The 13,359-nt window shown below is 39.5% G+C and carries 7 protein-coding genes and 1 riboswitch; of the genes, 5 read left to right on the forward strand and 2 right to left on the reverse strand.

Annotated features, from left to right (window positions below):
- Positions 1–2: 2 nt before the first annotated feature.
- Positions 3–47, reverse strand: a riboswitch (PreQ1 riboswitch).
- Between the two features lie 175 nt (positions 48–222).
- Together BM163_RS06760 and BM163_RS06765 are read right to left on the reverse strand one after the other, a co-directional pair.
- Entirely contained in the window at positions 223–1,095 is an 873-nt protein-coding gene (locus tag BM163_RS06760; RefSeq protein ID WP_089801491.1) for a DUF1295 domain-containing protein, read from the reverse strand.
- 190 nt (positions 1,096–1,285) lie between these two features.
- Entirely contained in the window at positions 1,286–2,287 is a 1,002-nt protein-coding gene (locus BM163_RS06765; protein WP_089801493.1) for a ribose-phosphate diphosphokinase, read from the reverse strand.
- Between the two features lie 180 nt (positions 2,288–2,467).
- Here BM163_RS06765 and BM163_RS06770 point away from each other — a divergent pair, with 180 nt between their 5' ends.
- From BM163_RS06770 to BM163_RS06790, 5 genes are all read left to right on the forward strand, one after another.
- The gene (locus BM163_RS06770) at positions 2,468–3,313 is read left to right on the forward strand and encodes an AraC family transcriptional regulator (protein WP_089801495.1); all 846 of its coding nucleotides are present in this window, start codon (positions 2,468–2,470) and stop codon (positions 3,311–3,313) included.
- Between the two features lie 198 nt (positions 3,314–3,511).
- The gene (locus BM163_RS06775) at positions 3,512–5,560 is read left to right on the forward strand and encodes a beta-galactosidase (protein WP_089801497.1); all 2,049 of its coding nucleotides are present in this window, start codon (positions 3,512–3,514) and stop codon (positions 5,558–5,560) included.
- A gap of 127 nt (positions 5,561–5,687) precedes the next feature.
- The gene (locus BM163_RS06780) at positions 5,688–7,427 is read left to right on the forward strand and encodes a phospho-sugar mutase (RefSeq protein WP_089801499.1); all 1,740 of its coding nucleotides are present in this window, start codon (positions 5,688–5,690) and stop codon (positions 7,425–7,427) included.
- A 354-nt stretch (positions 7,428–7,781) separates the two neighbouring features.
- The gene (locus BM163_RS06785; protein ID WP_089801501.1) at positions 7,782–12,746 is read left to right on the forward strand and encodes a LamG-like jellyroll fold domain-containing protein; all 4,965 of its coding nucleotides are present in this window, start codon (positions 7,782–7,784) and stop codon (positions 12,744–12,746) included.
- A gap of 440 nt (positions 12,747–13,186) precedes the next feature.
- Positions 13,187–13,359 (forward strand): transposase (locus BM163_RS06790; RefSeq protein WP_177200255.1); only part of this gene is annotated, 173 nt, incomplete at its 3' end.

The raw sequence follows: 13,359 nt of genomic DNA on the forward strand, positions 1-13,359 counted from the left end.
TCCTCCTGCTAGTTTTTTTACGTGGGATGATTGCGAACCACGCGCACATTTTTGTGCAACGTTTCTATTATAACGAAATAGCCTGTTTTTTCAAGAGAAAAACTTAGCAGAACGTCTATAAATGTAAAGAGATGCTAAAGAACGTTAGTGACGACGGAATGACCAATAAAAAAAGATGACCTAACTAAGAAAGTTAGATCATCTTTTTAATTGTGTCACGCATTATTTAGCCCAAGGGAAAATCATAGGGACACGTTTTTTATAGTCTTCCCATCCGGCGTATTTCTCCATGTTTTTCTCGAGAAGTGGTGTTGAGATTTTGATTAATACCGTACTCATAATGAGCGGTGATAAAATCAGTGTCACGTAATAAATCACTGAAATAGAACCGTCAACTAACATCGAAAGACCGGCAATATACAGCCCAATCCATATCATAATCTCACCAAAATAGTTTGGGTGACGCGTAATAGACCATAGCCCTGATTGAAGTAATGTTCGGGTGCCTTTTTTGATGTGTTGACGCAATTGTTCATCCCCAACCACTTCAAAGAAAAGACCAACAAAAGCAATCAACAACCCAAGGTAAACAAAGATTTGTTCTAAACCGCTAAAATCAAACGTATTAAATTTGATTATCGCATAACCTGCAGAACCAACGACAAAGTTAATGATGCCTTGCACCATAAAGACGCGGAAGAAAGCAATAATCACTACATTCTCTCCCCACTCCTTACGCCACTGAGCATATCTGAAATCTTCTGGTTTACCGTAGTTTCTTTTAAGTAAGCGTATGCTTAAACGTAGTCCCCAAAGTGTAATAAAACCAACAACTAAGTATGAAAGGACTGTTGGATTTTCAGTAATCGCTAATGTGACCCAACTTCCAATGACAAAACCCATTCCCCAACCAATATCAACAATAGAATTATTCTTAATGATGGTCGCAATAACGAAAATAGTCGTAAAATAAAGATAGGTGACAAGCATTGGCATGATTAAGCCATCAAAACCTAAGCGAGTAAATCCAAGTGTCGCAATAGCTAATGTGATAATAAATAAGACCGGATAAATAATCAAACGTTTTTTGTCCATGTAATCGCTCCCTTATAATGTGTCTTAACTGTATTCTAACACGATAAAGGAAAAAACAAGAACAAAAAGGATTCATAACTTTTAAAGTTTGACAGCTTAAAACAGAAAAAGACTAACAGCGCTATTGTTTTTACATTTAATTACTTATAAAAAAAGAGATGACAAGTGACGTCATCTCTTTTTTACTACATTAATAATTAAATAAAGGACTAACCGGTTCTTCAAAATGAACACGGCGAATCGCTTCTGCGAAAAGAGGAGCCGTTGATAAAACTGTTAATTTATCAAACCGTTTCTTTTCAGGGATGTCAATGGTGTCAGTTGCGACGAGTTCTTTGATCGGTGATAATTCGATATTTTGTCGGGCAATCCCCGATAATACAGGGTGAGTACATGTCGCATAAACATCTTTTGCGCCATTGGCGATGAGCACTTCTGCTCCTGTAGAAATGCGTCGACCAGTATCTACAATATCATCGATTAAAATACACGTTTGATTTTCAATATCTCCGACAATAGATAGATGACCGTGTTCTACGGTATCGCGAGGGCCACGTCGGTCTAAGATGGCAATCGGTGCATTGATGCGTTCAGCGAATGTTCTGGCGCGTTTAACACTTCCATGATCTGGCGCTACGACAACCACATCTTCTAAGTTTTTCTTTAAGAAGTAATCAACCAAAATAGGTTGACCATTTAAGTGATCAACAGGGATATCGAAAAAGCCTTGAACTTGTGTCGCATGTAAATCCATAGCCATGACACGTGTGGCACCTGCTTTTTCTATGATATCCGCAATCAGTTTTGCGGTAATCGGTTCACGAGATTTCGTTTTACGGTCTTGTCTCGCATAGCCAAAGTAAGGTATAACTACATTAATTGTCTTCGCAGAAGCACGTTTAAATGCATCTAACATAATAAGTGTTTCCATTAAGTGTTGATCGGATGGATCATTAGTAGATTGAATGATGTAAGTATCGTATCCGCGCACAGTTTCTTCAATGTTAATTTGAATCTCACCGTCGCTGAACGTCTTAATTGTACATTCACCTAAGTCAATCCCAAGTTCTTTCACAATCGCTTCAGCTAGCGGTTTATTCGAACTTAAACTAAATACTTTTACTTCATCTTTCAATTGATTTACAGTCACCACATTCGCTCCTTTTACATTTCGGTCTTTATCATAATTCATTTTATAGTATATTACTCCCTTTGACTAGGTCGTTTCACAAGATTGTCGCAAATTTTAGCGATTAGACAAAATGCACACACATCTTTGTTAAAATAACTTCTTAAGTTATACTGGATATAGTTATCAACTATTAATGAAGAATAGCGATGATATGATAATAAAGATAAGAGGAAGTGGACAATGGATAAAAAAATTCGTTATACGTATACTGATCACCATAATGTCCCTATCTATTTAGATAGTATTGGTTTTAATCCAAGAGAGCTTGATTTTGAACGTCCTGAGGGCTATCCATACTATCATTGGCTCCAGACGATTGATGGAGAGGGCGTTGTGACATGCATTGATCAAACCATTTATTTAAAAAAAGGGGAAGGGTTACTTTTGCCTCCTTATACGGCGCATAGCTATCACCCTCATTATGAAATAACAAGCACATGGTCTACTGTGTATGCCACCTTCGGAGGCCAGGCGGTTGACAAGATATTAGATGTTCTATATATGAATCAAGCCGCTGTCTATCGTGAAAGTGAAACAGGTGTGTTTAAACAAGCACTTGGTCGTGTCTTTTCGTTCTTACATGCGCAAGATAAAGAAACAATAAGTGAAAGTTTTATTCGCTCAAGCTATATGTATGATATTTTAATGACGATCAAACAATACGGTGATATTCGTACAGAACTTACGAAAAATCACTCCTTCAGTCGTGTGCGTCCGATTGTTGATTTTTTAGAAGAACATTACAGTGAAAATATAGGCTTGCACGAAATGAGTGAACATGCGCATTTAAGTAGCCAGCATATTAATAAACTTTTCCATGAGACGTTTGGACTTAGTCCCTATGCTTTTCTAGTCCAGTTGAGAATGCGTGAAGCTAAACGCTTGTTACTGACAGATGTGAGTTTAACGTTACGTGAAATAGCGGAAATGGTCGGATATAATGCGGTCAGTCATTTTGTATCAACATTTAAGACTAAAACAGGGATGACGCCCAAACAATACCGTGACCAACATAAGAAAGATTAATGTCAAATGTCTACGACAGACCTAAGTAAATGAAAGCAAATGGCGTCGTTTAAACAAGAAGAAAAGTATAAGAATCTGAAAGTACAGTTGATTATTTTCCCCCTATCTTTTGATTTGTATGCGCTTTATACTGAAAGTGAACGGTAAGTCAGTCCGTTAGCTAAGAATAAAATGTTAAAGAAAATGAAGGTGAATAAAATGTGTCAAGCTGTAACGAAAAAGCAGGTCATGTTGCACGGGGCGGATTATAATCCGGAACAGTGGGCTCATGATGAAGCTATATTTGAAGAAGATTTACGCTTAATGAAAAAAGCAAAAGTCAATGTCATGTCTGTCGGCATCTTTTCATGGGCTAAACTTGAACCTGAAGAAGGAATATTTGATTTTAACTGGTTAGATACGATTATTAACCGTTTGTATGACAACGGTATTTCCGTATTTCTTGCTACGCCAACTGGTGCAAGGCCAACATGGATGTCAGAAAAATATCCCGAAGTGCTGCGGGTTACAAAACAACGTCAGCGTAATTTACATGGGATGCGCCACAATCACTGTTACACTTCACCAGTGTATCGTGAAAAAACAACGATAATGAATACGAAACTTGCCGAGCGTTATAGCGCACATCCTGCCGTTTTAGGCTGGCATATTTCCAACGAGTACGGTGGAGATTGTCACTGTGACTATTGCCAACAAGCTTTTAGAGAATGGGTAAAAGACAAGTATGAAACGCTAGATGCACTAAATCATGCTTGGTGGACGACGTTTTGGAGTCACACGTATACATCGTTTACACAAGTTGAGTCACCTGCTCCCCATGGTGAAGAGTTTGTTCATGGCCAGAACATTGATTGGAAGCGCTTTGTGACTGATCAAACGCTTGATTTTTATCGACACGAAGTTAAGCCGTTAAAAGAGAAGAATGCGAATATCCCTGTGACCGCAAACTTTATGGAGTTATTCGAAGGATTAAATTATGACCGTTTTAAAGATGACTTAGATATCGTCTCGTGGGACTCATACCCAACGTGGCACTTCGAAGAGAGTGACTTAGATGTCGCAAGTTATACAGCGATGAACCATGATTGGTTCCGTTCATTAAAAGATGGAAAACCGTTCTTGCTCATGGAATCAACACCAAGCTTAACGAATTGGCAAGCGATTAGTAAGTTAAAAAAGCCAGGTGTGCATCACTTAAGCTCACTCCAAGCTGTCGCGCATGGCTCTGATTCGGTTCAGTATTTCCAGTGGCGTAAAAGTAGAGGATCAAGTGAAAAATTCCACGGAGCGGTTGTTGACCATGTCGGTCATGAACATACACGTGTGTTTAAAGATGTCGCGGCTGTAGGTGCATCACTTGAAACGTTAGCTGAGGTCGTTGGTACTCGGATTGATGCGAAGGTGGCGTTGATTTTTGATACGGAAAATCGCTGGGCAATTAATGACGCCCAAGGACCACGCAACAGCGGCGTCCATTATGAAAAAACCGTTTTAGAACATTACCGCGGACTTGTTGCACAAGGTGTTAACGTTGATGTTATTAGCTCAGAACGAGATTTATCGACTTATGCGCTCGTAGTGGCACCGATGCTTTATATGGTGAGGTCAGGCATTGGGGAGAAAATTGAAGCGTATGTTGAACAAGGTGGGACGTTTGTTTCGACCTATTGGTCTGGGATTGTTAATGAGACGGACTTAACCTATCTCGGTGGCTTCCCTGGTCCGCTTAGAAAAACGCTCGGTATCTGGTCAGAAGAAATTGATGCACTCAGAGACGAAGAATACAATCAAGCGTCAGCTCTAACAGGAAATGCTTTAATGTTAAATGGCCGTTATCGTATTAAAGAATTATGTGATTTAGCTCATACAGAAACAGCGACAACGCTGATGACCTATGATCAAGATTTTTACCGTGGCTATCCTGCATTGACCGTTAATCACTTAGGGAAAGGTCAAGCTTTCTATCAAGCTGCTCGGTTTGAGCTAGATTTTCAATGTGATTTTTATCGCCAATTGATAGATCAGTTAGGTATTGCACGTGCCTTAGATACGAATTTACCTGAAGGTGTATCTGTTAGTCGACGAGAGAATAGTGAAGCGGCTTATATATTCGTCATGAATTTCAATCAACGACCGGTCACGTTAGCACTTAAAGAAACATTTAAAGAAGTATTGACCAAAGAAACGCTATCAGGACATTTGGCGCTCGAGGCGTTTGGTGTTGCTGTTTTAAAACAAGTGAAATAATGAAGTAATGAACGGGAAGAGATTACCTTATCGGTAACTCTTTTCGTTTTTTTCTAGTTCACAAGTCTACTATTTCTGATATAATGAAAACGTGAAAGCACTATCAATTGTTTAGGGGGCGAAACAAATGAGCTATAGAAAAGCTTATGAAAAATGGCTACATGCAGAAAATCTTGATGCAGAACTAAAACAACAGTTAGACGAAATGAAAGATGATGAGAGAAAATTAGAGGATAGTTTCTACAAAAACCTCGAGTTTGGTACAGGTGGTATGCGTGGGGAAATTGGTCCAGGTACAAATCGTTTAAACGTGTACACAATCCGTAAAGCAGCAGAGGGCTTAAGTAACTATATTGCGAAAAATGGAGCAGAGGCAAAAAAACGCGGGGTAGTAATTGCCTATGATTCACGTTTTAAATCACCTGAATTTTCAATGGAAGCAGCAAAAGTACTCGCAACACATGGTATTAAAGCGTATGTATTCGAGGCACTTAGACCAACGCCAGAGCTATCATTTGCGGTGCGTCACTTGAATTGTTTTAGCGGTATTATGGTTACCGCAAGTCACAACCCACCGGAATATAACGGCTTTAAAGTATACAATAATCAAGGGTGTCAAGTCCTCCTTGATGAGGCAGAACAGATTATCGCAGAAGTAGATGCGGTGGAACATGAATTGACGATCACCGTTAAGGATGAAGCGGAATTAAAAGCGGCAGGTCTGATTGAGATGGTTGGAGAAGTCGTGGACCGTGCCTATCAACAGGAATTATTGACCATCGTTCAAGACCAAGAAATGATTGACAGTATCCAAGATGAGCTAAAGATTATTTTTACGCCACTACACGGAACAGGTAATTTACCAGTAAGAGAAGCGCTTAAAAATATGGGCTTTTCTCATGTCGATGTCGTGCCAGAACAAGAACTACCTGATCCGATGTTTCGTACAGTCAAATCACCAAATCCTGAAGAAAATGAGGCCTTTACACTCGCCATTAAACAAGGGATTGAAACAGGTGCTGACGTATTAATCGGAACAGACCCAGATGCTGACCGTGTCGGTGTGGCTGCGAAAAATAACGAAGGCGACTTTGTTGTTTTAACAGGTAACCAAGTCGGTGCGCTTATGCTTGATTACTTGATTGAAGCGAAAAAGACAACCGGTCAATTTAACAAACATTTAACCGTACTTAAAACGATTGTTACAAGTGAAATTGGTCGTGATATTTCGACGTATCACGGACTAGATACGATTGATACACTCACCGGTTTTAAATTTATTGGTGAACAAATTCATAACTTTGAATCAGATGAGCGTGAATTCCTCTTTGGTTATGAGGAAAGTTACGGCTATTTAGTCGGCGACTTTGTTCGTGATAAAGATGCCGTACAAGCAGCAATGTTAGCGGCAGAAGTAGCGGCATATTATAAAAAACAAGGCAAAACGCTATACGAAGGACTTCAAGCTTTATTTGAGAAGTATGGTTTTTATTATGAGTCATTGCGTTCATTGACACTTAAAGGCAAAGCCGGATCTGAGAAAATTGAAGCGTTAATTAAAGACTTTAGAGATACACCACCAACAGAAGTGGCTGATTTTACAGTTGCCTTAATCGAAGACTATAAAACGAGTGAACGAACAGATGTTGCGTCACATGATGTGACGGTCATTGATTTACCTAAATCAAATGTTTTAAAATATTTCTTAAGCGATGGTTCATGGTTCTGTGTTCGACCATCAGGAACAGAACCAAAAGTGAAGTTTTACTTTGGCGTTACTGGAGAAATAGAAGATGAAACAAAATCAAAACTTCAGGAAATTGAAGAAGCAGTGATGCAGCGCGTCAATGCGTTTGTTAATGCATAAGTAACGAAGCTTTTCTCAAATGAAAGAAACCACCTATTAGACGTTTTTGTTTAATAGGTGGTTTCTTTACGTTTAAAAACTGAGTAAAGGTTAAATGACGATATTAAAGAATAGTACGGGCTAGATTTGTGTTAGAAAAGTGATAAATAATTAAGTGAAATAAAAAAATAACTTGTACTTACGTATATTTTGATATATATTAAAAATATAATTACGTACGTATATTATAATGTAATGTAAACGCTTTCTTTCATTTAAATAATATGTTCACTAAATAATCAAAGGAGGTTTATTTTTAGTTTTTTATATTTTATAAGTATACGTACAGATTAATAACAAGGAGGAATTATCTGAATGAAACGACGATTAGCCGTATTGCTCATTTTTTTGTTGCTGTTTCCAACAACGACACTACAACTTGTTGCTCAGACAAGTCATAGTGACAAGACAACGCCTTTGTTAACGCCGACAGCTTATTTCCCGTTTGATGGTGACTTAGCTGATGCCAAACAACCAAGTCAATCAGGTGTTGCGTGGACACGCTTTGAAGAAGGTGTTTCAACATGGGGAGAAAAGGAGAACTATACCTTTGATTTTGTTTCTAGTGGTTTAAATCAAGCGGTTGTATTTGACGGTGAAACAGGTATAAAATTACCCGAGGAATTACTCACATCTGATAGTTACAGCTATAGCTTCTGGTTAAAACAAACAGGTGATATTTCTACGTTTACGAGTGCGTTGTTTTTCGGTACGACGGATTATCGCACATCGTTTTCGCCAGCCGTCGCTGGAACGGGTGAACTCATTTATGCGGTAGGTGAGAATGTTGATGGCTTAGCAAATAACTATCAATACACACCTCTACCAGCACATGACCCATTCGAATGGCAACATGTCTTTATTACAGCGACAAATGATACCGTCAGGTTATACTTAAACGGTGTAGCTGTTGGCGCCATTGCTGAGGCGCCAGATTTATTTACGGGACGTTTCAATGATTTCTTACTCGGTTTTAATCCATTTCCAGATGCGTATTATCATGGCTTGATGGATGAGTTGATGTTTTTTGACGGTCAGGTCGTTGGAGAAGACACGATCCAAGCTTATTATCAACTTACTGCATCAGCGTTTGGACATGATTTAACATCTGATGGCTCAGATGAAGGTATAGACGATGAGGTAGGTGACTCATCAGAAAATGAACAAGCACCACCTAGTGAGGAAGTGATTACTAATTTAGATATTCCATCGCTACCAGAAAAACAGGAAATACCAAGCTTCACGAATGTGGGTGTACACGATCCATCGATTATCGCAAGTAACGGCTACTTTTATGCCTTTGGTACACATGGTGAGGCGGCGAAGTCGAGAGATTTAATGAACTGGGAAACATTCACCAATGGTTATACGACACCGGGAAATATCCTATATAAAGATCTAAGTGTCAACTTAGCAGAAGCCTTTTTATGGGCAGGTGAAGACGATAGTGATAGTAAAGGTGGCTATGCTGTATGGGCACCCGAGGCTTTCTTTAATAAAGATTATCAATGGGAAGACGGGACAACAGGTGCTTATATGATTTATTACAGTGCCTCGAGTACGTATATTCGCTCGGTCATTGGTTATGCGGTCGCCAAAGAGATTGAAGGGCCATATGAACATGTCGATACAGTAATTTATTCTGGTTTTACGAATCATGAAGCATATGATGCTGATAGTACAATTAATAAACACGTAGAAAACACGAATATTCCTGCATTGATTGATGCGGGTGTTATTGAAGGTGTGAGGTCTGGATGGTTTAACGCGTCAGGTGGATATAATAACACCGTGTTTACGAATGCGATTGATGCCAATCTTTTCTACGATATTGATGGGACGCTATGGATGACTTACGGGTCGTGGTCAGGCGGTATATTTATTATAGAAGTTGATAAGACAACGGGTCAGGTTATTTACCCGGGTGTAGATGGTACGACAGCGGATGGTCGTATGATTGACCGTTACTTTGGGACGAAAATCTCAGGAGGGTATACGAAGTCAGGGGAAGGGCCATATGTAGAATATAACCCTCAGGATGGCTACTACTATCTATATGTCACGTATGGTTGGTTAGGAGCAGATGGTGCTTATCATATGCGACAGTTCCGTTCGGAACAGCCAGATGGTCCGTATGTTGACAGAGCAGGTGAGCCAGCGGTATTACCTGGCAATGTCAGCAATGCCGGTTATGGTAATAAACTTACTGGCAACTTCTTATTTAATCGTCTAGCAGGCGAACCTGGTAGTGGAAATGGCTATGGTTATGTATCACCGGGACATAACTCTATTTATACAGATCAAGCAACAAATCAACAATTCAATGTCTTTCATACCCGGTTCCCAGAACGCGGGGAACAACATGAATTAAGGGTACATCAACTGTTTAACAACGAAGAAGGGTGGCGTGTGATGGCACCTCTGCGTTATGCAGGTGAAACGCTTGATGCAGACATAGATTATTTAGATGTGTTAGGCACATACAAGTATATTGACCACGGAAAGAATAATGATGTTGCGATTAAAACATCATCATTGATTCATTTAGAATCGGATGGAAAAATCTCAGGTGCCATTACAGGGACGTGGGAAAAAGATGGCGCGTATTTAACGCTCTCAACCACTGACTACGTCGCAAAAGGTGTTGTTCTCACACAGTGGGATGAGGTGAGTGCCCGCTGGTTAACGACCTTCTCTGTCTTAGCAGAAGATGGGTCAGTACAATGGGGAGTGAAGCACCCGTTATCGGGCGAAACAGACGAAGCGATTGTCGAGAAAATCTTGACATCATTACAGTTACCAGAACAGACAATTGCAGACCTTACGTTACCGACAATGGGCGCAATAGGAGCGACAATTGAATGGTCAAGTTCTGACACGGATGTGATTACCGCCTTAGGTGCTGTAACCAGACCTCATGTTGGGGAAGCTAATGCGACGGTGACACTTATCGCAACGGTTACTTTAGGTGAGACACAGATGAATAAATCCTTTGATGTGACCGTCAATAGTATTAAAGAAGCGAGATTACAAGCTCATTATAGTTTTGATGGGCACTTAGATGATGAAACAAATCAACAATTATCTGGTGTCGTGACAAGTGCTAACCCGCTTGATACTGAGGGGAATGGCGACATTATATTCGATCAAGGTAAATTTAATCAAGCGGCTTATTTTGATGGTCAATCAGGGATTGAATTACCGCAAGATTTGATAGTTGAAAATCATTATTCTATTAGTTTTTGGTTTAATCCAGAAACATTGACTTCATTTACGCCGTCATTATTTGTCATGCGTGACGCGGATCACTGGTTTACCGTGAATCCGAAAGGTTGGAATGACGAAATCTTATTATGGTCGCGCGTAGCAACACCAAATGAGCGCTGGTTCGATGGTATAACGGGTAAAAAAGCAACCGTTAATCAGTGGCATCACGTCGTTTTAACGAATACGTATGGTAGAGGAAACATCTACCTTAACGGTGAACGCGTCAGCAGCTTTAATGACTTTAACCCTGTCGTAAATGGTGATGACTTAACAATCCTACTTGGTGTGAATCCGTTTGATACAGCATTTAAAGGCTACATTGATGAGGTAGTTATTTATCAAGCGCATGCTGTATCTGTTGAGGATGTCCAGGCGTTATATCGTGGTGAAGTGCCGGAAGTGCGTCACGAAGAAACTGAGGTAAAACCGACAGCGCACTTTAGCTTTAATCAAGGGTTAGAAGATAATCAAGGACGTTTTAATGAAGCACAAAGTACAACATCACGACTTGATACATTTGGTGGAGACCCCACATTTGTTGAAGCGGGCTTAGATCATGCGCTCTATCTTAATGGAGAACAAGGTGTAAATCTAGGTCGAGGTCTCATCACTGAGAGAAGCTATTCTGTCTCATTTTGGTTAAATCCAGAAGAATTAAGAGACTTTACAACAGTTTTTTTCGCGGCTGATACACCTGAGCGGTGGTTATCGTTCTTACCAGGTGGTTCCCACGGGCAAGGTTTAACAAAACTTTGGTCAGGAACGTCGTGGTATGATGCAGAACTTGACTATACTTTACCGACAAATGAATGGTCGCATGTAGCGTTCACGGTAGATTTTGGTCAATTGAAGATATATATTAACGGTGAAAAGATGTTTGAAGGTGAAGCATTCCCAAATGTGTTTCAAACGAATGATGCTACTTTTGGTCTTGGAGTGAATTATTGGGATACACCTTATAAAGGCTATATCGATGAAGTGATCATTTATGATGGTCACGTCTTGTCGGATGAACAGATTTTAGCTGACTATGAAGAAGAAAAGCGTCACATATTAGAAGGTGAATCTGAGCCGGGTGAAGAAGATGAAGAAAAAGATGAAGACGATGACTCAGAAGGTGAATCTAATCCGGGTGAAGAAGATGAAGAAAAAGATGAAGACGATGACTCAGAAGGTGAAACTGAGCCAGGTGAAGAAGATGAAGAAGAAGATGAAGACGAGGATGGTAATGAAGGAAGCTTTGTCGTTGATTCAGTCGCATTTTTTGACTATGTGAAAACTGAAAGTGGTGAAGTACTCTATCGATTGAAAACAGATGTTGATTCACTCAGCTTTAAAGGCACATGGCTGGATGAATTAAGTAAAAAAGCATTCCTAGAAATTATCCGTGACGAGGTCACCTTGAAAATCCCTGTTTCAGTGTTACAAGGGTTATCAGAAATTACCCTCACCATGACAGATATTACAGAGTTGACCTCAGCACTTCTTGAAGGAACAGAGGACGTATTATTGTCAGATGTTTTGTCATATACGCTCACTCATAACGGTGAGAAAATTGATTTTAGTGATGAAGGCATCGTGTTAACATTTCATGTTGATTCATCTGATGTTAGGGATTGGACAAAAGTTCATGTCTTGTATGTGGATGATTCAAATGCACTGGTTGAAAATTTGTCTGCCGACATCCTTATGGTGAATGACATAACAGGTCAGGTCATGGTAATTGTAAGGCATTTTAGTGGTTATGGATTAGCTGAAACTCGGGATGATGCCCCTCCTTTAGAAGATGAGGGAAGTGGAGACCAGCAAGGTGAAGTTGACGAAGAGGATACGGATCATTCTGTTGGTGGTAGCGATGAAGATAAAACAAATGATATAATTGTATCTGGTGATAATGATGAGACATTACCTCATACGGCGACATCAATGTATTTGTTCCTTTATCTCGGTTTTTGGACGATGTTACTTGCGGGTGGTTGGCTTTACTACAAGCGATTAACGCTAAATGCTTAGACTTATAAAAGGAGAAATGCTCTAGATAAATCACAGTCATGTGAGTTGTCTAGGGCTTTTCTTTTAGTAGTATACATGCAGGATAAGTTTTAACTAGAAGTTAGTTGAAAAAGTTTTGTGCACTTATAAATGCGCATGTGAGAAAGAACGGCGTTGAAAGACTGTTTGATAATAACATGAAGGGCAGTATGCGGTCTTTGAAGGTCTATTGAGTTACATACCAAATAGCTACTCATAATAAAAATGGGTCTTTATCTGCGTTTTTTAATGACATTTAACGCACTTCCGAAAGAAGTCTCCCTCTTCAAGCGTGTGAAGGGCGTAGCCAACGATAAGGGGGAGATGAATGTCGGTTGGGCGACAGCCCAAAGGTTTTTTATTTTGTCTTTTTTCTTATTATGGTATAATCAGTCTTATTAAGTATAAGGATTGAGATAACAATGAAATTAGACAGTAACAATCATTCAGTATTTTTGATGCATTACCATCTTGTGTTAGTTGTGAAGTATCGAAGAAAAGTAATAGATGATACGATTTCGGATTATGCCAAAGATAAATTTGTGTCATTGAGTGAAAAATATAATATCACATTAGTTGAATGGAACCACGATAT

The organism is Halolactibacillus alkaliphilus (assembly GCF_900115465.1).
Taxonomy (GTDB): Bacteria; Bacillota; Bacilli; order Bacillales; family Amphibacillaceae; genus Halolactibacillus; species Halolactibacillus alkaliphilus.